This is a genomic window from Neptunomonas sp. XY-337 (assembly GCF_004959845.1).
In the GTDB taxonomy this organism is placed as follows: Bacteria; Pseudomonadota; Gammaproteobacteria; order Pseudomonadales; family Balneatricaceae; genus Neptunomonas; species Neptunomonas marina.
Window position 1 is genome coordinate 219,463 of the sequence record NZ_SPLL01000007.1, and the last position, 19,667, is coordinate 239,129.

Sequence of the window (19,667 nt, forward strand, 5' to 3'; positions counted from 1 at the left end):
CTTAAACACATCAAATCTAGGGTTGTTCGAGCAAAGAACCCAGAATCCGCTGGTAGCTATCCATCCGTGATGGGCTTACATGGCCCTCTTCGATGGCTTTTAGTATAGCGCAGCCTGGCTCTTGCTCATGTTTACAGTCACGAAACTTACAGTGACCGATAAAAGGGCGGAACTCTATAAAGCCCTCTAACAAGCGCTCTGGCTCAATATGCCACAGCGCAAACTCGCGAATCCCCGGTGAGTCAATAAGGTCGCCACCATTTGGGAAATGGAACAGCCGCGCCGTGGTCGTGGTATGGCGGCCTTTGCGTGTCTGTTCTGAGAGTGCCCCTACTTTTATGTCGACCCCTGGCAGCAATTCATTAATTAAAGAGGACTTTCCGACCCCAGATTGGCCGACAAATACGCTAATTTTGTTATCAAGTGCGGCGAGTAACTGACTCAAACCATCTTTTTGAACGGTGGAGACGGTGATCACTTGGTAGCCGATGCTCTCATAGCGCTCGATGAGGCCCTCGATATACTCTCGGTTGTCAGCGTCGATTAAGTCGGTTTTATTCAGCAGCAGAACGGGCGTAATGCCACTAATCTCAGCAGCCACTAGATAGCGGTCGATCAGGTTGGCGAAGGGCATCGGCTCGACCGAAAAAGTGATAATGATCTGGTCGATATTTGCCGCCACTGGCTTGAGGTCGCCATGATTCGTGGGGCGGATCAATTCGCTGGCACGTGGCAGCTTTGCCACAACGACGCCATGATCGACACCTGCACGCCAGACCACGCGATCGCCGGTCACAAGTTGGCCAAGATTGGTACGCATATGGCAGCGTACAATCTCTCCAGTAGACCCACCCGCAAGCACTTCAACATCCACTTGTTTGCCGAAGTGGGAGATGATCAGACCTTCCTGCTCGGGGCCAAGGTCGCCCCCTTCGAGTTGCTGATCAAGCTGCGCATCTTTGCGTGAAGCACGTTTCGTGCGCTCTTCTTGAATCTTTTCGATGCGCCAAGCTTGGCGGCGTGTGAGTTTGCGTTTTGCCATGAATTCGTCTGTTTGGTGCACGCAGCCAGCGCGCTGTTCGTGTTAAGGTATTGATATTGGAGCGTCATTATAGACCGCATTTAGCTTGATTTGAGAGGAATATCTATGTCCCGTAGCGATAATCTGATTTGGATTGACTTGGAGATGACCGGGCTAGATCCAGATAACGACTACATTATCGAGATCGCAACGCTAGTTACCGATGCTAACTTAAACGTACTGGCGGAGGGGCCAAGCCTTGCGGTTCATCAGCCGCAAGAGGTGATGGATGCGATGGATGAGTGGTGTACCCGCCAACATGGGCAGTCTGGTCTGACGGCCCGCGTGCTTGCGAGTGAGATTAGCGAACGCGAAGCCGAGCAGCGTACCATCGAGTTTCTAGCGCAATGGGTGGATAAAGGTGCCTCACCCATGTGTGGAAATAGCATCTGCCAGGATCGCCGCTTCCTGTATCGCTATATGCCGGAGCTGGAAGACTTTTTCCACTATCGCAATTTAGATGTCAGCTCGGTGAAAGAGCTGGCGCGCCGCTGGCAGCCCGATGTTTTAGCGGGTGTGAAGAAGCAGGGCTCGCATTTGGCGATGGATGATATTAAAGACTCCGTGGCGGAGCTGCGCCACTATCGCGAGCATCTCTTTGTTGAATCAGCTCGAGGTTAACTGAGCTAGTCGATCGCCTCAAGTTGGGTGCGATCAAGAATCACGATCTCAGCGCGGTGCATCTCGATGGTGCCTTGCGCTTTTAACTCGTTTAGCAAACGCGATAGGGTCTCAGGTTGCATCGCTAAACGTGAGGCGATCAAGCGTTTTGAAACGGGTAGAACGATGGTGCGTTGCTCGTTATCCTCTGCGGTGCTCAACTGAGATAATAAGAAACGGATCAAACGATGGCGCGCGTTTTGTAGCGAGAGAATTTCGATCTCGTTAATGCAGCTATGAAGCTTCTGCGCCATCATCGCCATCACACGCGTTGCTCCCTGTGGTGCAGCCTCGAGTGCTTTTAGATAAGCATCGCTATGGATGGCGAGCACTTGGCTGTTCACCAGCGCTTGGGCGCTAACCGGATAGCTTTTCCCCGCTAAGAACATCACCGCTTCTGCAAATGTATGGTTTTGCTGGATAATCTCGATGATCTTTTCATTCCCCTCTGCACTGGAGCGATAGAGCTTTATCTTGCCCTCAAGCACTAGGTAGAAGTGGGTCGCGCTGTCGTGGTGGTGGAAGAGTATTTCGCCGCGCTCCAGTGTCACCACATTGGAGGCGCGGTGCAGCGATTGCAGCGTGGCATTATCGAACGCGGAGAACAGCATATGTTGGGCCGCACGAAACCACGCTTGCTCTTTGGTGTGGGGCAGCACTGCCATTAAACGCTCCTTGAAGGCTAATTTAAGAACTCATGCCAAGCTTCGACAAGCTCGATAAAGTCGTCAATACCGCAGCAAGCGTCAGCTTCGCTATCGTAGAGCGCGAAGTCCTCTGCAAGCTCTGCTGCGGTATCGTCGCCATGCGCGCGAATCGTGACTTCGCCCTGCTCAATGCGCAAGGTTGCCACAGCGCTTGATTGGGTGAATGGGTGTGTCGCTGTGCGCTGTTGCTGCGCCATGTCGAGTAACGCGGCGGCCTTGGCTTGGCTGCCGCACTCTTCACTGAGCCAGCGCCCAAAAGCTTCTGCTCCCATCGAGAGTCGAGCCTCTGGGTTGCCGTATAGATCGTAAGTAAAGTCGTATTCCATGGTATTAGGCTTCGTTTATTGGGGTGGTTCAGTGTAGAAGTTGCCGCGCAGCTCGACCTCGGTCAGAAATAAACGCATCTCGAACTCGAGTTGATGGTAGTCGGACAGCATATGTTCGCATAGCCGGTAAAAGCTTTTGTTGTGTTCAAGTTCTCGCAAGTGCGCCAGCTCGTGGACCACGATCATGTTAAGGAATGGCTCGGGAACGCGTTTAAATAGATGGCTGATACGAATTTCGCGCTGACTTTTCAGCTTCCCACCCTGCTGGCGTGAAATACGGTGGTGTGTGCCTAGCGCATTGTGAACCAGATGTATTTTGGCATCAAACGCTACTTTGTTGAGCGGGTCAGTGCTCTTGAGGTATTGGCTTTTAATCGCCATCACATAGCTGCGTAGCAATTTATCATTGTTGATGCTGTGTGCACTTGGGTATTTGCTGCGCAGATAGCCCGCGACTTTCGCCTCTTTTAATAAGCTTGCGGCTTGGTGTTGCACGGTTTCGGGGTAGGCTCTTAGGTAGCGCAGTAGCGTCTCGTCCGACATCTTTAAGCCTCACTTCGTGCTGTAGCGTTTTGCTGTAGCTGGTTAATTGCCCAGTCGATATGTTCCTGCACCAACGGTGACGATGCTTCTCGCTTTGCTTTGAGTGCATCGATGACCGCGGCTCCACCACGGCTGTTGCCAAGCGCAATGGCAAGGTTACGCTGCCAGCCTTCGAAACCGGTACGGCGAATAGCTGAGCCTTCGGTACGCTTTAGAAAAGTGGCTTCATCCCATGCGAACAGCGTCAGTAATGAGACATCATCAAGGGCGTGGCGTGGGTGAAAGTCGCTCTCCTCTGTCAATTTGGCAAAACGGTTCCAAGGACAAACCAGTTGGCAGTCATCGCAGCCGAAAATCCGATTTCCCATTAACGGGCGCAAATTCAATGGAATTGCACCTCTATGCTCTATCGTTAAGTAGGAGATACAGCGTCTTGCATCCAGCTCATAGGGGCCAATAAAAGCGTTTGTCGGGCAGATATCAAGGCAGGCGGTGCAGCGCCCGCAGTGGTTTTTGGTGATCGGCTCAGCCACCGGCAGTGGCAGGTCGATAAACAGCTCGCCTAAAAAGAAGTAGGACCCAGCTTGGCGGTTAAGAATAAGTGTATGTTTACCGGTCCAGCCGATTCCAGCCTGCTGTGCTATGGGGCGTTCCATCACTGGTGCGCTATCCACAAAGGCACGATAGCCCAGCGCAGAGGTCGCTTTTTCAATCCGCTGGCCCAGCTGCGTAATACGCTTGCGCATGGTCTTATGGTAATCCCGCCCTAAGGTGTAGCGGGCGATGTAGGCTTTATCGGGCTGACCAATGAGTTTTAAAGCATCGAAAGCTGGTGGGGTGTAGTCCATACGTAAGCTAATGATCCGGCAACTGCCGGGTACGAGCTCATAGGGTTTGCGGCGCTTTTCACCATGGTCAGCAAGGTAGTTCATCTGGCCGTGATAGCCTTTCTCTAGCCAAGCTTGTAGCTGGGCAAAATCGCTGTCGAGATCAGGGTCCACAATGCCACACTGCTGAAACCCAAGTTCAGCGGCCCAAACAGGGATCTGTTCGCTAAGCGATAATAACTGTTCGTCGGTGAGAGAATGCGACACGTGAGAATTTGCCTACCTTAAATCAGCTTCCTCTATACTTAGGGTGATAGCCTGAGTCTAAGAAGCCTGAAAACTATGAATATATTACCAAGCGCATTATACACGGCAGAGCAAACACGGTTACTAGATAAAACCGCCATTGAAACGGCAGGGATTCCCGGTTTTACCTTGATGAAACGAGCAGGACGAGCGGTGTTTTCGGCCTTACTGAACCGCTGGCCGCGCGTAGCGTCAATAACTGTACTCTGTGGTGGCGGCAATAATGGTGGTGATGGGTTTGTTGTTGCGGCGCTCGCCAAACAAAAAGGGTTGCAGGTGCAAGCGCTCTTCGTTGGTGGCCAAGGGTTTGCGGCGGGGCTATCAGGAGAGGCACGTGAAGCATGGCTATGGGCCAGTGGAGAGGGGGTGCATTTTGAACCTTATGATGCGGCAACTCCCCTGCACGGTGAGGTTATCGTCGATGCTTTGTTGGGTACTGGTTTAACAGGTGAAGTGCGCGAGCCTTTTGCGGCGCTTATCGAACGAATCAACCGTATGAGCACGTCTGTGTTAAGTGTGGATATTCCCTCGGGGCTTTGTTCAGATACAGGACGTATGCTGGGGAGCGCCATAAAAGCGGACATCACCATCAGTTTTATCGGGCTTAAGCTCGGCCTGTTTTCGCATAGTGCAGTGAACCATGTGGGGGAGGTGCTGTTTGATGATCTGCGCATTCCCGACACTGTTTATGAACAGGTGGATGTTGCTGCGTTTCGTGTGACCCAAGAGGATGTGGCTGAGTGCTTGCCGCCGCGCAGGCGCACCGCTCACAAAGGCGACTTTGGCCATGTGCTGGTGGTTGGTGGCAACAGTGGCATGGGAGGCGCTGCATTGATGGCGGCAGAGATGGCGGTGAGCTGCGGAGCGGGTAAGGTGAGCCTTGCAACCCGCGAAGAACATGTTGTGGCAAGCCTGATTCGTGCGCCGGAAGTGATGGTTAAAGGGGTGCGCTCAGGGCTGGAAATCTCCCCTCTGCTGGAGCAGGTTAGCGTCGTTGTTATTGGCCCTGGATTGGGCCGTGACGCGTGGGCGGACCACATGTTACAGGTGGTTCTGCAGAGCAATAAGCCTATGGTCTTGGATGCTGATGCGCTCAATTTAATAGCTGAAAAGGGCTTGTTGTCGCGCTTGAAGGGCTTACCTAGCGTGATTACGCCGCATCCGGGTGAGGCGGCTCGGCTTCTCGGTACCGATACAGCTGAGATCCAGTCTGCTCGTCAGTCATCGGTAGAGCAGCTGCATCGCGAAACCGGCGCCGTTGTGCTGCTCAAAGGTTCGCGAACGCTGATCAGTGATGGTGACTCACTCTATGTGTGCAGTGCTGGAAACCCCGGTATGGCCAGTGGCGGCATGGGTGATGTGCTATCGGGTGTGATTGGCGGGATGTTGGCACAAAAGTTGAGCTTAATTGATGCCGCTCGGGTTGGCGCTTATGCTCATGCTCATGCGGCTGACCTTTGTACGGAACAAAACGGTGAGATAGGCTTGAAAGCAACCGACCTGATACCCTATGTTAGATCTGTTTTAAACGGGATAGTGTGATTTATTGCGATGCAAGAGACTGTTTTTATTGCCGATGAGGCTGCGATGGAGCACATTGGTGCTGTTTTGCTAGAAGCGATGCAACAACGAGGTGTCGTTCATCTGCAAGGTGATTTGGGTATGGGGAAAACAACGCTAAGCCGAGGACTGCTGCGTGCAGCGGGCCATCAGGGCGCTGTCAAAAGCCCAACGTATACACTGGTCGAGCCTTATGACGTTGCCCAAGGCACTATCTACCACTTCGATCTTTATCGCCTGCTTGACCCCGAAGAGCTTGAGTACCTGGGGATTCGTGATTACTTCACTGACGACAGTTTGGCGCTGATTGAGTGGCCTGATAAGGGGCAAGGCTTGCTGCCAGAACCCGACTTGGAGCTGTTCTTGACGCCACAAGATGAGGGGCGTGCGTTGTGCTGGCTGGCGCACTCTGAACATGGTGCTGTCGCGGCTGAGAAGCTCCAACTCAAATTAGGTTGCTGATTCGCGTTATGGTGCACAGGAGAAGTATGTTGGCGCGATTAGCGGGTGTTTTATTGGCTCTGCTGTTTTGGACGCAGAGCGCTTGGGCTGTGGATATAGACGGGGTTCGCTATTGGGTCTCGCCGGAAAAGACGCGGGTTGTACTCGAAGTTGATCGTACGCTCAAGCATAAGGTCTTTACGCTTTCCAACCCGCACCGTGTGGTTGTTGATATCATCGACGGCCGTTTGAAAGGCAAACTGCTCGCATCGGATCTAAAAAGTACCCCGTTAACGAAGGTTAGAAGCTATGACCATGGCGATAAGCTGCGTATTACATGGGAAGTGAGTGAGGCGGTTCGCACGAATAGCTTTCAGCTTGCTCCAAGTGGTGAGCGTGGGCAGCGCTTAGTTATTGATCTGTACAGTAAAAAACGCCCGCAAAAAGCCGTTAAGACAGCAGCTGCACAGGTGCAGGATAAACGCGATGTCGTGGTGGCGATTGATGCTGGCCACGGTGGTGAAGACCCCGGCGCGATTGGCCCCGGAGGTTTGCAAGAGAAGAAAGTAGTGCTGGCGATAGCTAAAGAGCTTAAGCGCCTGATCGATAAAGAGAAGGGCTTTCGAGCAGAGCTAGTAAGGACCGGCGATTATTACATCAGTTTGCGTAAACGCACGACGAAAGCGCGTCGTGAACTACGGGCGGATCTCTTTATCTCGATTCATGCCGATGCCTTCAAAGATCCACGTGCGAAAGGCGCATCGGTGTGGGTGCTTTCAGAGCGCGGCGCGAGTAGCTCTATGGGGCGTTGGTTAGCCAATTCGGAGAATGCGTCGGACCTTATTGGTGGTGTGGGCGATTCGGTCAAACTGGATCATGAAGATGGATCGGTGAATAAAATTTTGCTCGATATGTCGATGCACTCCAGCCAAACCTATGGCCGCGATATTGCCAGCCGTATCCATAAAAAAATCGCCGGTTTCGCTAAAATGCATAAGCGCCACGTCGAAAAAGCGGGCTTCTTAGTGCTGAAGTCCCCAGATATGCCATCGGTTCTGGTGGAAACAGGATTTATCTCAAACCCTGATGAGGCGCGACTGCTGCGTACGTCCCGCTATCAAAAGAAGATGGCTAACGCGATCTACGGCGCAGTGAAAGAGTATTTCTGGAACCGTCCGCCGGATGATTCGCTGATCGCTTATCAGAAGTATCGTGGCTATAACAGCGGTGGTAAACGCACCTACCGTGTTGAGCGCGGCGATACGTTATCTGTTATCGCTTCGCGCCATGGTGTTTCATTGGGTGACTTACGTAAGGAAAACGCGATCAAAGGTGATAAGATTCGCGTCGGCCAAGTACTCAATATCCCTGCAGGCTAATACACGAAGGATACATGTCTCGAATTCATCTACTGTCGCCACGCTTGGCGAACCAAATTGCCGCTGGTGAGGTTGTAGAACGGCCCGCTTCGGTCGTGAAAGAGCTACTGGAAAATAGTCTAGATGCCGGCGCAACCAGCCTTGAGCTGGATGTTGAGCAGGGCGGCGTAAAGCTGATCCGGATTCGTGACGATGGCGATGGTATTGAAAAAGATGACCTCGCATTGGCACTTAGCCGCCACGCGACCTCCAAAATCCTCGAGCTTGAAGATCTTGAGGCGGTGTGCAGCCTCGGCTTTCGGGGGGAGGCTTTGGCGAGTATTAGCTCAGTTTCGCGGTTAACACTGACATCGCGTCAGAAAGATGCAGCGAATGCTTGGCAAGTGACCACTGAGGGGCGTGATATGCAGGCGGAGGTTTCGCCAGCGGCGCATCCTAAAGGTACAACGCTGGAGGTACGTGACCTATTTTTCAATACGCCAGCACGGCGTAAGTTTCTGCGTACTGAAAACACCGAATTTAAACACCTCGAAGAGGTGGTCAAACGGCTAGCGTTGAGCCGCTTCGATGTGGCGTTCCAGCTGCGCCATAATGGCCGTGTTATTCACCAATTGCGTCCAGCGCGCTCTCAGCCTGAGCGGGAGCGGCGCGTTGCTTCGGTTTGTGGCCCGCAGTTTATCCAGCAGTCGCTGAGTGTCGATGTCGTTGCAGAATCCTCGGGTATCTCTTTACGTGGCTGGATTGGCTTACCTACTTTCTCGCGCAGTCAGGCCGACCTGCAGTACTTCTTTGTTAATGGTCGTATGATTCGCGATAAAGTTGTGACCCATGCGGTACGCCAAGCGTATGCCGATGTGCTCTATCATGGCCGCCATCCCGCCTATGTTCTCTATTTAGAGCTCGATCCTGCGCTGGTGGATGTCAATGTACACCCTACCAAGCATGAGGTGCGCTTTCGCGAGAGCCGCCTTGTACACGACTTCATCTATCGCAGTATCCATCGCGTGATTGGCGATGTCCGCCCCGATGCCGAAAGTGTTCCAGCGCTGCAGCAGGTGACTCAAGCTGAGGAGGTTAGCTATCAGCAGCACTCGATGCCGTTAGCAAACCGCCCAGCGGCCTCGCCGTCAGCGTCACAGGTGCAAGAGCAAGTCAGCGCGTATGGGCAATTACATCAGCCAGCGGCAGAGCCCGTGCAGCCGCCACAAGCATTTAACATGCTAAATAAACCTGCAACTGTGCTTGGGCATTCCGATGAGTCTGAACGTGAGTATCCACCGCTCGGTTTTGCCGTGGCTCAGCTACACGGCATCTATATTCTGGCGGAAAACCGCGATGGGATGGTGCTGGTCGATATGCACGCTGCGCATGAGCGTATCGTCTATGAACGCCTGAAAGCGGCTTACGAAACGGAAGGGGTGCGCAGTCAGCCTCTGTTAGTGCCTGTGAGTGTAGCGATGAGCCAACGCGAGGCGGATGTTGCTCAAGCTCATGATAAGGCGTTGCAGCAGCTTGGCTTTGAGTTGCAGCGTTTGGGCGAGGAGACCATGGTGATTCGTCAAGTACCAGTGACATTGGCGAAAGCGGATGTCGAGCAGTTACTGCGCGATGTGCTATCCGACCTAATCACTTACGGCCACTCGCGACGAATTCAAGAGCATATCAACGAGTTGCTAGCGACGATGGCCTGTCACGGCGCGGTGCGGGCGAATCGGCAGTTAACGCTGCCCGAAATGAATGCGCTACTGCGCGATATGGAGGTCACTGAGCGCAGTGGTCAGTGTAATCATGGCCGACCCACATGGACCCAGCTTACGTTGGGCGAACTCGACAAATTATTTATGCGAGGCCAGTGACATTTATGTCATCTACCGAAAAATTTCCTCCAGCTATATTTCTTATGGGGCCCACAGCGGCAGGGAAAACCGATTTAGCACTGCGGCTCACTGAAGCGCTACCGTGCGATATTATCAGCGTCGACTCTGCATTGATCTATCGTGATATGAATATTGGTACGGCCAAACCCGATGCAGCAACTTTAGCGCGCTATCCGCACCGGTTGGTCGATATTATTGATCCTAGTGAGTCCTATTCGGCTGCTGAGTTTCGCCGTGACGCATTACGTGAAATGGAAGACATTAGCAGCCGAGGCCGTATCCCCTTGTTGGTTGGGGGAACGATGATGTACTACAACGCTCTGCTCAAGGGGTTGGCAAAGCTTCCGGAGGCTGACCCGGCGATCCGAGCACGCCTTTTGGCATGGGGCGAGCAAGAGGGCTGGCCCGCACTGCATCAGCGCTTAGCCGAGGTAGACCCGAAATCGGCTGAGCGCCTTAAGCCAACAGACTCTCAGCGGCTGCAGCGTGCGCTTGAGGTCTATGAGGTCACCGGGCGGCCCATGAGCGAACTTTGGCAAGAACAGCAAGCCGAACAACTGCCCTACAACATTACTAACCTTGCAGTGATGCCAGCAGAGCGTAAAACACTGCACGAGCGAATTGCGTTGCGTTTTAACATGATGTTGGATGAAGGGTTTGAGGAAGAGGTGCGCGCGCTTTATGCGCGTGGTGATCTTAATCCGCAAATGCCATCAGTCCGCTGTGTTGGCTATCGACAGATGTGGTCCTATATTGAAGAGGAATACGATTATCAAACGATGATCGATAAAGGCATTATTGCAACACGCCAATTAGCCAAGCGCCAAATTACATGGTTAAGAAGTTGGGAAAACTTACATTGGTTAGAAAGCGAAGATAAAGATATTCTTAATATCAGCTTGAAATTGGTCAATACTGCCATTATATAATGCAATCAGCTGTAAGTTTTTGGTGCTATGCACAATTTTGGCGCCAATTTTTTGGTTGCACACAATAAAATATAACGATTATTTATCAGGAAGGAGTTCCCAATGTCAAAAGGGCAATCACTACAAGACCCTTATCTTAATGTTCTACGCAAGGAGCGTGTTCCCGTTTCTATCTTTCTGGTAAACGGCATTAAGCTTCAGGGGCAAATCGAATCATTTGACCAATTTGTTATCTTGTTGAAAAACACAGTTAGCCAAATGGTATACAAGCACGCTATTTCAACGGTTGTACCAGCGCGTCCAGTAAAGCTGCCACAGCCTGAAGAAAAACAGCCTGAGTGAGGTAGTCACTGATTGTTTTTTGAACGTCCGGAGTCTGGTGAAAAAGCCATACTCGTTCATATGGATATGGCCGATGAGGCCGTCCAAGAATCACCTCGCGAGCTCGAGGAGCTCGCGCTATCTGCCGGAGCTGATCCTGTCGAAATTTTGATGGGATCGCGCCATAAACCCACTTCAAAGTTCTTTGTTGGTAGCGGAAAGCTTGATGAATTACGCCAGCTTGTGCAGTTGCACGAAGCTGAGGTGGTTATCTTCAATCACCCCTTGTCACCGGCACAAGAACGTAACATAGAGCGTGAAATTAAATGCCGAGTACTTGATCGCACCGGCCTTATTCTTGATATTTTCGCGCAGCGAGCTCGGACTCACGAAGGTAAGTTACAGGTTGAACTAGCCCAGCTAGAACACGTGTCAACGCGCCTTGTGCGAGGCTGGACCCATTTGGAGCGTCAAAAAGGCGGTATCGGTCTTCGCGGCCCGGGTGAGAGTCAGCTAGAGACTGACCGACGTCTTTTGCGGGCACGTATTAAAGCGATCAATGCACGCTTGGAAAAAGTGCGCAAGCAGCGTGAGCAGGGGCGTCGCTCCCGTCAGCGTGCAGAAGTACCTACCGTGTCTTTGGTGGGCTATACAAACGCAGGTAAATCGACACTCTTTAATCGTATTACAGATGCGGATGTGTACGCAGCTGATCAGCTGTTTGCTACCCTTGACCCGACTTTGCGTCGGATCGAGTTGGAGGATGTTGGTCCGGCCATTTTGGCGGATACGGTGGGTTTTATACGCCACCTTCCTCACAAGCTTGTTGAGTCGTTTCGTGCCACGTTGCAAGAAACAACGGATGCAACCTTATTGCTGCATGTGGTAGATGCATACGACGAAGAGCGCCAAGGGCATATGGACGAGGTTGAGCACGTATTACGCGAGATCGGCGCTGAAGATGTGCCGCTGTTGCAAGTGTTTAATAAAATCGACCAGATGCCGGGACAAGAGCCTCGCATCGATCGTGATGATCAGGGTATGCCAACCCGTGTTTGGTTGTCTGCGCAAAGTGGTGCTGGCGTCGAGTTACTGCTTCAGGCGGTTAATGAAGCGCTCTCGGACGATGTTTTTCACGACACGATTAAGCTGACCCCGCGCGAGGGGCAGCTGCGTTCTCAGCTTTATGCGCAGGGAGCCGTGTTGGAAGAGTCATACGATGAGTGTGGCGATATACATCTGGAAATCAGGTTGCAACGTAAAGATCTATTACAGATCCTAAGTCGGCTTGGTATGCCAACTGAACAATATCGGGTAGAGCCGGTCTATTAAACCGGCCTCAACAACAATTTCAATTTGGTTTTTACGGAGTAACGATATGGCTTGGAACGAGCCTGGCGGAAACGGCAACAACCAGGATCCTTGGGGCGGTGGTGATAACCGCAATAAGGGTAATCGAGGAAATGATCAGGGGCCCCCTGACATGGACGAGGTGCTACGTAAGCTGCAAGACAGACTCAATGAGCTGTTTGGTGGCTCTGGAAAGAAACGTGGCGGCGGTGGTAGCGGCAGTGGCAGTGGTGGCTCAGGTGCGTTTTTCTGGGTCGCTATCGTCGTGGCCGCACTTGTTTGGGGTGGCATGGGTTTCTACACAGTCGACCAGCAAGAGCGTGGCGTTGTTTTACGCTTAGGTAAGTACCACGACACGGTTAATCCGGGTCTGCAATGGAACCCGCCGATGGTTGACCAAGTGTCGATCGTCAATACAACGCGAGTTCGTAGCCATGATCACCAAGCACTCATGCTCACTGAGGATGAGAATATCGTTGATGTGTCTATGGCGACTCAGTACGTCGTTTCAGATCCTAAAGCGTATAAACTGAGTGTTCGTGATCCTGATGACAGCCTGACAAACGCTGCAGAGTCGGCGCTTCGTCACGTAGTGGGTTCATCTGACATGCACTCGATTCTGACGGAAGGCCGTGAGACGTTGGCAATTCAGGTGCAAGAGCGCCTGCAAAGCTACATGTCAGATTACAACACCGGTATCGCGATCACTAAAGTCAACATCAAAGAAGCGCAAGCGCCGAATCAGGTTCAGGATGCATTTGATGATGTTATCAAGGCGCGTGAGGATGAGCAGCGTGTGAAAAACGAAGCGCAATCTTATGCCAACGGTATCATCCCAGAAGCACGTGGTCGTGCGCAGCGTATGCTTGAAGAAGCAAGCGCGTATCGCGAGCAGGTCGTCTCTCGTGCACAGGGTGAGACAAAACGTTTCTCAGCGCTGTTAAACGAGTATCAGAAAGCGCCAGAGGTTACGCGTGAGCGTCTGTACATAGACGCTATGCAAGAAGTATTGAAAAACAACCCGAAAGTTTTGGTTGATGTCGATGGCGGTAACAACATGATGTATCTGCCTGTGGATAAGTTAATCCAAAATCGACAAGAGCAAAGCCGTACAACGGTGGCACCAAATAACCTACGTCTTGACGACCAGTCACTGCGTAACGTGACCAACCAAGTTGTAGATCAGCTCCGTAAACGTCAGCCAGTTCGTAGGGAGGGTCGATAATGAGCGGTAAGTCACTTTTTTCAGTCATTTTGGCGGGCTTGATCATTATCGTTGCATCCAAGTCTGTTTATATCGTTAAAGAAACTGAGCGTGCCGTTAAACTGCGCTTTGGTGAAATCGTGGACGCTGACGTTAAGCCTGGCTTGCGCTTCAAGTTCCCATTCGTTAACACCATCCGTAAGTTCGATTCGCGAGTGCTATCGCTGGATAGCCGTCCTCAGGCGTTCCTAACGATTGAGAAGAAGCGTTTGATTGTTGATGCGTTCGTAATGTGGCGTATCGATAACGTCGGTACTTACTACACGGCTACCTCGGGTGAAGAGTTCCGTGCCGCAGATCTACTTTCGACGCGTGTAGAGAACGAACTGCGTAACCAGTTTGGTGCTCGAACGCTGAACGAGGTGGTTTCTGGTGAGCGTGATGAAGTGATGGCAACTGCTATCAAAAGCTTGAACGATGTCGCTGAACGTGAGCTAGGTGTGAGTATTGTGGATGTGCGTGTTAAGCGTATCGAGCTGCCACCTGAGGTATCGAATTCTGTTTATGATCGTATGCGCACCGAGCGTGAGCGAGAAGCGCGTGAACTGCGTTCGCGAGGTTTCGAGCTTGCTGAAGGTATCCGTGCAGACGCTGATCGTCAGAAAACGGTTATCGAAGCGGAAGCTTACCGTGAGGCCGAAGAGGTACGCGGTGAGGGAGATGCGCAGGCAGCAGCAATCTATGCGGACGCCTACTCTGCTAACCCAGAATTCTACTCGTTTACGCGTAGTTTGAAGGCGTACACTGAATCTTTCCAAGGTAACGGCGATGTGATGTTGCTCAAGCCTGATAGTGAGTTCTTTAAGTACCTATCAAACTCGAAACAAGGCGAGTAAGCCGATAGGCTAAAAAGCGGGATTTTTGCTGCACTTTGATCTCGCTTCCATGTTATTATTGCAAAAACCGGGCTTAGTCCCGGTTTTTTTGTGTTGGGTGTGGGGCAACGTATATGTCTTCTGAGTTTTGGTATGAGCTGCTGATCGCTTTTTGTCTCGTATTAATTCTAGAGGGCATTATGCCGTTTCTTTACCCAAACCGGTGGCGTCAACTGGTAGCCCAGTTATCGGTTATCGATAACAAAACGCTACGAGTGATGGGGCTAGCCAGTATGCTAGCCGGTGTAGCCGGTTTATATCTTATTCGTTAATACAGTTACTGGAGTGATACATGGCGTTGGCTGATCGCTGGTTGCTGCCTGATGGTGTGAAGGAGATGCTACCTCCGCGTGCTCATCAGGTCGAAGCACTACGTCGCAAACTGCTGGATCTTTATAACTGCTGGGGTTATGACCTCGTAATGCCGCCTTTGATGGAGCATATGGAGTCATTGTTAACCGGTGTAGGTGAAGATCTCGATCTCAAAACTTTCAAGCTTATTGACCAGTTGACGGGTCATACCTTGGGTATCCGAGCTGATATCACCCCGCAGGTGGCGCGTATTGATGCGCACCGTATGACGGGTGATGGTGCTAACCGCCTGTGTTACTGCGGTTCTGTGTTGCATACGCATGCTGTTAATGGTTTGGCATCGCGCAATCCGCTGCAGCTTGGCGCAGAGTTGTATGGCCACGCTGGTATCGAGAGTGATATCGAAGTGATCGCCCTAATGATTGAAACGCTGATAGCCGCTGGTTTAGAAGATGAGCTGAGCTTGGATCTTGGCCATGTCGGTATCTTCCAGGGGCTGGTAGCTGGCGCAGGTTTATCGCAGCAGCAGACAAAGCAGTACATGGAGTTGCTTGGCCGCAAAGCGTTGCCAGAACTGCGTGATTACCTGGCGCAGTTAGATGCGGCAGAGGATGTCGTGCACAACTTGTCGCTGCTGCCAACGCTGAATGGCGGTGTTGAGGTGTTAGCGCGTGCCAAGCAGCAGTTGCAAAACCCATCGGCCGATGTTTTAGACGCGATCGTTTACTTAGAAACGCTGGCGGGTCGCCTGCAAGAGCGCTATCCGCGCGTTGATCTGTATTTCGATCTGGGTGAGCTGCGTGGCTATAACTATCACACTGGGGTCGTGTTTTCTGCATTGACGCCTGTTTTCGGTCAAGCGATCGCGAAAGGCGGTCGTTATGACGCGATTGGTAAAGATTTTGGGCGTGCAAGACCGGCAACGGGCTTTAGTACAGACCTTAAAGTTTTGGCGGATCTAACCGTCGATACGAACGGCAATGCTGGCAGTATTCTCGCCCCGCAAGGCAATGAATCTGAGTTATTGAGCAAAATTGCCGAGTTGCGTTCTCAAGGAGAGCGCGTGGTGCAGCAACTGCCTGGAGACACATCAGATGATGCTGGTGTCGAGCGTCGGTTGGTGAAACAAGGCGACAGCTGGGTTGTGACCCAAGCGTCGTAAACGAATGAACGAAATGAGTTTAGAGACAGCAATGGGCAAGAACGTAGTTGTTTTAGGTACGCAGTGGGGCGACGAAGGTAAAGGTAAGATCGTAGATCTGCTAACGGATAAAGTGTCGGCTGTAGCGCGTTTTCAGGGTGGCCACAATGCAGGTCACACATTGGTTATCGACGGTCAAAAGACTGTACTGCATTTGATTCCATCAGGGATTTTGCGTGACAACGTATTGTGTTTGATCGGTAACGGTGTAGTGCTCTCGCCAGAAGCTCTGTTGAAAGAGATGAAGGGGCTGGAAGAAGCTGGCGTGCCAGTTCGCGAACGTTTGCGTTTGAGTCCTGCTTGCCCATTGATCCTGCCATATCACGTTGCACTGGACCAAGCTCGCGAAGCTGCACGCGGTAACGCAAAAATCGGTACGACGGGGCGTGGTATCGGTCCTGCATACGAAGATAAAGTCGCACGCCGTGGTTTACGTCTAGCCGATATGCTGGATGCAGAGCGTTTTGAGACGAAACTGCGTGAAGTGATGGCTTATCACAACTTCGTGCTGAAGAATTACTATCAAGCTGAGGAAGTTAGCGTTGAAGCCGTCTTGGAAGAAGCGCTGGCGATGGCAGAAGAGTTGCGTCCACTTGTGGCTGATGTAACGGCAATTTTGCACGAGAAGCGCAAAAACGGCGATAGCATCATGTTTGAAGGTGCTCAGGGTTCGTTGTTGGATATCGACCACGGTACTTATCCGTACGTTACCTCTTCAAATACAACGGCTGGTGGTACATCGACAGGTTCTGGCTTTGGGCCTCTTTACCTAGATTACATTCTGGGTATTACCAAGGCTTACACAACACGCGTAGGTAGCGGTCCATTCCCAACTGAGCTGAGCTGCGATGTTGGTATGCATCTAGGTACAAAAGGGCATGAGTTTGGTGCAACCACCGGTCGTGAGCGTCGTTGTGGTTGGTTTGATGCTGTTGCGTTGAAGCATGCTATTCAGATCAACTCTGTATCCGGCATTTGCTTGACCAAGTTGGACGTTCTGGATGGCTTGGAAGAGATCAAAGTGTGCGTTGGTTACCGCGATGCTGCAGGCAATGTTGTTGAAACACTAACAGGTAGCGAAGACTACGAAGCGGTTGAGCCTGTATATGAAACTCTATCGGGCTGGAGCGACTCCACAGTGGGTGCTAAGTCATTAGATGCTTTGCCACAAGCGGCACGCGATTATATCAAGCGTTTAGAAGAGCTGATTGAAGCGCCTGTGGATATTGTCTCTACTGGCCCAGATCGCAACGAGACTATCGTATTGCGTGATCCGTTCGATGCGTAATATATAGTGTTGATGCGAAAAAAAACCGGCTTATGCCGGTTTTTTTGTGTCCGCTATTTATGTTGCTAGCGGACATTTACCTATCTAATGGTTAGGGAGGGGGCTAAGCCGTCGCTTGGTGGATGCTTTTTAGCAGTGCTTTAAACAACTTAGGGTTCGCAGCTACAGTATCGCCGTGTTCGCGGAACGTGTTGCCGCCACGGAAATCGCCGAGCAAACCGCCGGCTTCTTGGATCAGCAGTGCACCGGCATCAAGTAGTTCTTTATTCGCACCTTGCTGTACGAAACCGTCGAATCGGCCTGCCGCTGTATAAGCCATGTTTAGTGCAACTGAGCCGCCGTTGTGTGTAACAGCGCCCGCTGTTTGCAGATGGCAGAAGATCGCTTTGTACACATCAAAACGAGCTTTCTCTTTTGGCGTGTTTAAGAAGCAGGTACCAATAACAGCTTGATCTAGAGCGCGCAGGTTTGTCGTACGTATACGCTTACCGTTTAGCTGCGCACCATTTCCGCGGCTTGCGGTGTACTCTTCGCCAGTGAGTGGGTTGAGAATAAGGGCGTGTTCAATGCGGCCCTTAATAACAGCCGACATGCAAATGGCGAACGCAGGAATGCCATTAGAAAAGTTGGCGAGGCTGTCAATTGGATTGATCTGCCAGGTGACCTCAGCTTCACCTTCACTGGGTTGGTATTGGCCTGAGTATTCGCCGTGGATTGCGTGAGCTGGATACGCTTTTTGAATAGTAAAAGCGATTGTTTGTTCCGCCTTTGTCGCAGCGTCAGAGATAAACTCACCAACACTTTCTTGTTCTGACTTCATAAGATCGAGTCGTTCAGCGGCACGGGCGATCTGTTCTCCTGCGAGGCGCGCAGCGCGCAGGGCAATATTCAGCATGGGTTGCATTAATTTGGACCTGAGGTTTAAACCAAAAAGAGAATTATACAAAAGCAACGGCCCAGACAGAATACCTGTCGAGGCAATCTGTTAAACTAATGGCCATAATTCACGCTTTTAGTACTGGATAACCATGAACTTATCAGATATTCGCATCGTATTGGTCAACACAACTCACAGCGGCAACATTGGTGGCGTTGCTCGTGCTATGAAAAATATGGGCTTAAGCGATCTCGTTTTGGTCAAGCCTAATGTCTTTCCCTCTGATGATGCTGTAGCGCGTGCATCGGGTGCAACGGATCTGCTGGATAATGCGACGCTTGTTGAAACGCTGCCAGAGGCCATAGCTGATGCTTCTTTGGTATTTGGAACCAGTGCACGAGGCCGCCATATTCCTTGGCCAGTTATGGATCCGCGTGAAATGGCGGGGGTGGTGAGCCGTGTTCAAGAGGGTACAAAGGTGGCAGTCGTTTTTGGGCGCGAGGACCGAGGCCTAACGAATGAAGAGCTACAGTTGTGTCACCATCACGTGCATATTCCTTCAGATGAGTCTTTTAGCTCACTCAACATTGCCGCTGCGGTGCAGGTGATTACTTATGAATTGCGGATGGCGGAGCTGGCACCTGAGCAGGCTAAGCAGGACGCACCGCAATGGGGTACTGAGTGGGATATTGATCTTGCTGAGCATAAAGAGCTCGAGCTGATGTATGCGCATTTAGAAAAAGTGCTTGTGGAGATCGACTTTCTCGACCCCGATAACCCGCGCCAGCTTATGCCGCGGTTGCGCCGTGTTTTTCAGCGCGCGGTGCTCGATAAAGTTGAGGTCAATATCGTACGCGGCATCTTAACGCACATCGAGAAAACCAATAAACAATAGTCTTGGAAGCTATTTCAGCGTATGGGTGGTATACTCTGTCGCCTCATTTTGTATAAACCTGAGTTAAATGCTTGGTTTTATTCTTGACTGTTTTTGTCAGGTATTGCATAATTCAGACACTGAATTAAGGCTTGGGTGAACATTATGAGGCTGACTACGAAAGGACGCTATGCAGTAACGGCAATGCTTGATTTGGCGTTACATGAGGGCAGAGGGCCAATTAGCTTGGCTGATATATCTGAGCGCCAAGGTATCTCGCTATCTTATCTTGAACAGCTTTTTGCGAAGTTGCGGCGTTCTAGTCTTGTGCGCAGTGTTCGTGGCCCAGGCGGCGGTTACCAGCTCAATCATGCTCAAGATATGATTAGTGTAGCGCAGGTTATTGATGCAGTTAACGAATCCGTTGAAGCGACAGGTTGTGATCGCTCCGGGGACTGCCAAGGTGGCGAGACCTGTTTAACGCATCACCTCTGGTGTGATCTCAGTACGCAGATCCACTCATTTCTTAATGGAATTTCGTTGGCTGATTTGGTGGCACGCAAAGATGTCCGAGACGTTGCTGAGCGCCAAGACCGTCGACAGAGCAGTCAAATTTTTCTCACGTCTAATGAATCATTGCTGGCAGATAAAGCTGCTGTTTAGTGCATA

The 19,667-nt window shown here is 51.4% G+C and carries 21 protein-coding genes; 15 read left to right on the top strand and 6 right to left on the bottom strand.

Translation table 11 applies throughout. The features are described 5' to 3' along the window. Positions 1-16 precede the first annotated feature (16 nt). A complete protein-coding gene (rsgA, locus tag E4L36_RS15865; protein ID WP_136681412.1) occupies positions 17-1,042 on the bottom strand; it encodes a small ribosomal subunit biogenesis GTPase RsgA in 1,026 nt (341 codons plus the stop codon). Positions 1,043-1,147: 105 nt separating this feature from the next. Between rsgA and orn the strand changes: the two genes are divergently transcribed. After that, positions 1,148-1,702 carry an oligoribonuclease gene (orn, locus tag E4L36_RS15870; RefSeq protein ID WP_127694902.1) on the top strand — a complete coding sequence of 185 codons (555 nt, stop codon included), beginning with the start codon at positions 1,148-1,150 and terminating at the stop codon, positions 1,700-1,702. Positions 1,703-1,707: 5 nt separating this feature from the next. Here orn and E4L36_RS15875 read toward each other — a convergent pair whose 3' ends face one another. From E4L36_RS15875 to queG, 4 genes are read right to left on the bottom strand one after another with little or no spacing between them, the layout of a single operon-like run. Then, entirely contained in the window at positions 1,708-2,406 is a 699-nt protein-coding gene (locus E4L36_RS15875; protein ID WP_136681413.1) for a Crp/Fnr family transcriptional regulator, read from the bottom strand. Between the two features lie 17 nt (positions 2,407-2,423). Next, entirely contained in the window at positions 2,424-2,774 is a 351-nt protein-coding gene (locus tag E4L36_RS15880) for a YacL family protein (protein ID WP_136681414.1), read from the bottom strand. Positions 2,775-2,789: 15 nt separating this feature from the next. Further along, positions 2,790-3,317, bottom strand: a complete 528-nt coding sequence (locus tag E4L36_RS15885) for a YgjP-like metallopeptidase domain-containing protein (protein WP_136681415.1) — start codon at positions 3,315-3,317, stop codon at positions 2,790-2,792. A 2-nt stretch (positions 3,318-3,319) separates the two neighbouring features. Then, the gene (gene queG / locus E4L36_RS15890; protein ID WP_136681416.1) at positions 3,320-4,411 is read right to left on the bottom strand and encodes a tRNA epoxyqueuosine(34) reductase QueG; all 1,092 of its coding nucleotides are present in this window, start codon (positions 4,409-4,411) and stop codon (positions 3,320-3,322) included. Positions 4,412-4,486: 75 nt separating this feature from the next. Here queG and E4L36_RS15895 point away from each other — a divergent pair, with 75 nt between their 5' ends. From E4L36_RS15895 to E4L36_RS15950, 12 genes are all read left to right on the top strand, one after another. Next, positions 4,487-5,992, top strand: coding sequence for an NAD(P)H-hydrate dehydratase (locus tag E4L36_RS15895; protein WP_136681417.1), 1,506 nt, complete (start codon positions 4,487-4,489; stop codon positions 5,990-5,992). Positions 5,993-6,001: 9 nt separating this feature from the next. Next, complete coding sequence (gene tsaE, locus E4L36_RS15900; protein WP_136681418.1) at positions 6,002-6,472, top strand: tRNA (adenosine(37)-N6)-threonylcarbamoyltransferase complex ATPase subunit type 1 TsaE; 471 nt, start codon at positions 6,002-6,004, stop codon at positions 6,470-6,472. A gap of 26 nt (positions 6,473-6,498) precedes the next feature. Further along, entirely contained in the window at positions 6,499-7,830 is a 1,332-nt protein-coding gene (locus tag E4L36_RS15905; protein ID WP_136681419.1) for an N-acetylmuramoyl-L-alanine amidase, read from the top strand. Between the two features lie 14 nt (positions 7,831-7,844). Continuing rightward, positions 7,845-9,686, top strand: coding sequence for a DNA mismatch repair endonuclease MutL (gene mutL / locus E4L36_RS15910; RefSeq protein ID WP_136681420.1), 1,842 nt, complete (start codon positions 7,845-7,847; stop codon positions 9,684-9,686). A gap of 5 nt (positions 9,687-9,691) precedes the next feature. Then, positions 9,692-10,636: a tRNA (adenosine(37)-N6)-dimethylallyltransferase MiaA gene (gene miaA / locus E4L36_RS15915; RefSeq protein WP_136681421.1), complete on the top strand. Its 945-nt coding sequence runs from the start codon at positions 9,692-9,694 to the stop codon at positions 10,634-10,636. Positions 10,637-10,738: 102 nt separating this feature from the next. Beyond that, positions 10,739-10,978 carry an RNA chaperone Hfq gene (gene hfq, locus E4L36_RS15920; RefSeq protein WP_127694912.1) on the top strand — a complete coding sequence of 80 codons (240 nt, stop codon included), beginning with the start codon at positions 10,739-10,741 and terminating at the stop codon, positions 10,976-10,978. Positions 10,979-10,990: 12 nt separating this feature from the next. Beyond that, positions 10,991-12,289 carry a ribosome rescue GTPase HflX gene (gene hflX, locus E4L36_RS15925; protein WP_127694913.1) on the top strand — a complete coding sequence of 433 codons (1,299 nt, stop codon included), beginning with the start codon at positions 10,991-10,993 and terminating at the stop codon, positions 12,287-12,289. Between the two features lie 46 nt (positions 12,290-12,335). Next, positions 12,336-13,532, top strand: a complete 1,197-nt coding sequence (hflK, locus tag E4L36_RS15930) for an FtsH protease activity modulator HflK (RefSeq protein ID WP_127694914.1) — start codon at positions 12,336-12,338, stop codon at positions 13,530-13,532. After that, entirely contained in the window at positions 13,532-14,407 is an 876-nt protein-coding gene (gene hflC, locus E4L36_RS15935; RefSeq protein WP_127694915.1) for a protease modulator HflC, read from the top strand. The genes hflK and hflC overlap by 1 nt, the downstream gene beginning before the upstream one ends. A gap of 113 nt (positions 14,408-14,520) precedes the next feature. Further along, positions 14,521-14,718 carry a DUF2065 domain-containing protein gene (locus tag E4L36_RS15940; RefSeq protein WP_127694916.1) on the top strand — a complete coding sequence of 66 codons (198 nt, stop codon included), beginning with the start codon at positions 14,521-14,523 and terminating at the stop codon, positions 14,716-14,718. A gap of 20 nt (positions 14,719-14,738) precedes the next feature. Then, positions 14,739-15,920, top strand: coding sequence for an ATP phosphoribosyltransferase regulatory subunit (locus tag E4L36_RS15945; RefSeq protein ID WP_127694917.1), 1,182 nt, complete (start codon positions 14,739-14,741; stop codon positions 15,918-15,920). A gap of 31 nt (positions 15,921-15,951) precedes the next feature. Further along, the gene (locus tag E4L36_RS15950) at positions 15,952-17,247 is read left to right on the top strand and encodes an adenylosuccinate synthase (RefSeq protein WP_136681422.1); all 1,296 of its coding nucleotides are present in this window, start codon (positions 15,952-15,954) and stop codon (positions 17,245-17,247) included. Positions 17,248-17,350: 103 nt separating this feature from the next. Here E4L36_RS15950 and E4L36_RS15955 read toward each other — a convergent pair whose 3' ends face one another. Beyond that, positions 17,351-18,151 carry an inositol monophosphatase family protein gene (locus E4L36_RS15955; protein WP_127694919.1) on the bottom strand — a complete coding sequence of 267 codons (801 nt, stop codon included), beginning with the start codon at positions 18,149-18,151 and terminating at the stop codon, positions 17,351-17,353. 124 nt (positions 18,152-18,275) lie between these two features. Here E4L36_RS15955 and E4L36_RS15960 point away from each other — a divergent pair, with 124 nt between their 5' ends. Both E4L36_RS15960 and iscR read left to right on the top strand, forming a co-directional pair. After that, a complete protein-coding gene (locus E4L36_RS15960; RefSeq protein ID WP_136681423.1) occupies positions 18,276-19,019 on the top strand; it encodes an RNA methyltransferase in 744 nt (247 codons plus the stop codon). 144 nt (positions 19,020-19,163) lie between these two features. Further along, positions 19,164-19,661, top strand: a complete 498-nt coding sequence (iscR, locus tag E4L36_RS15965) for a Fe-S cluster assembly transcriptional regulator IscR (protein WP_127694921.1) — start codon at positions 19,164-19,166, stop codon at positions 19,659-19,661. The last annotated feature ends 6 nt before the right edge of the window (positions 19,662-19,667 follow it).

Coding starts and splice junctions, on each gene's coding strand:
- rsgA (WP_136681412.1), bottom strand. CDS start 1,042: ATGGCAAAACGCAAACTCACACGCCGCCAAGCTTGGCGCATCGAAAAG.
- orn (WP_127694902.1), top strand. CDS start 1,148: ATGTCCCGTAGCGATAATCTGATTTGGATTGACTTGGAGATGACCGGG.
- E4L36_RS15875 (WP_136681413.1), bottom strand. CDS start 2,406: ATGGCAGTGCTGCCCCACACCAAAGAGCAAGCGTGGTTTCGTGCGGCC.
- E4L36_RS15880 (WP_136681414.1), bottom strand. CDS start 2,774: ATGGAATACGACTTTACTTACGATCTATACGGCAACCCAGAGGCTCGA.
- E4L36_RS15885 (WP_136681415.1), bottom strand. CDS start 3,317: ATGTCGGACGAGACGCTACTGCGCTACCTAAGAGCCTACCCCGAAACC.
- E4L36_RS15895 (WP_136681417.1), top strand. CDS start 4,487: ATGAATATATTACCAAGCGCATTATACACGGCAGAGCAAACACGGTTA.
- tsaE (WP_136681418.1), top strand. CDS start 6,002: ATGCAAGAGACTGTTTTTATTGCCGATGAGGCTGCGATGGAGCACATT.
- E4L36_RS15905 (WP_136681419.1), top strand. CDS start 6,499: ATGTTGGCGCGATTAGCGGGTGTTTTATTGGCTCTGCTGTTTTGGACG.
- mutL (WP_136681420.1), top strand. CDS start 7,845: ATGTCTCGAATTCATCTACTGTCGCCACGCTTGGCGAACCAAATTGCC.
- miaA (WP_136681421.1), top strand. CDS start 9,692: ATGTCATCTACCGAAAAATTTCCTCCAGCTATATTTCTTATGGGGCCC.
- hfq (WP_127694912.1), top strand. CDS start 10,739: ATGTCAAAAGGGCAATCACTACAAGACCCTTATCTTAATGTTCTACGC.
- hflK (WP_127694914.1), top strand. CDS start 12,336: ATGGCTTGGAACGAGCCTGGCGGAAACGGCAACAACCAGGATCCTTGG.
- hflC (WP_127694915.1), top strand. CDS start 13,532: ATGAGCGGTAAGTCACTTTTTTCAGTCATTTTGGCGGGCTTGATCATT.
- E4L36_RS15940 (WP_127694916.1), top strand. CDS start 14,521: ATGTCTTCTGAGTTTTGGTATGAGCTGCTGATCGCTTTTTGTCTCGTA.
- E4L36_RS15945 (WP_127694917.1), top strand. CDS start 14,739: ATGGCGTTGGCTGATCGCTGGTTGCTGCCTGATGGTGTGAAGGAGATG.
- E4L36_RS15950 (WP_136681422.1), top strand. CDS start 15,952: ATGGGCAAGAACGTAGTTGTTTTAGGTACGCAGTGGGGCGACGAAGGT.
- E4L36_RS15955 (WP_127694919.1), bottom strand. CDS start 18,151: ATGCAACCCATGCTGAATATTGCCCTGCGCGCTGCGCGCCTCGCAGGA.
- E4L36_RS15960 (WP_136681423.1), top strand. CDS start 18,276: ATGAACTTATCAGATATTCGCATCGTATTGGTCAACACAACTCACAGC.
- iscR (WP_127694921.1), top strand. CDS start 19,164: ATGAGGCTGACTACGAAAGGACGCTATGCAGTAACGGCAATGCTTGAT.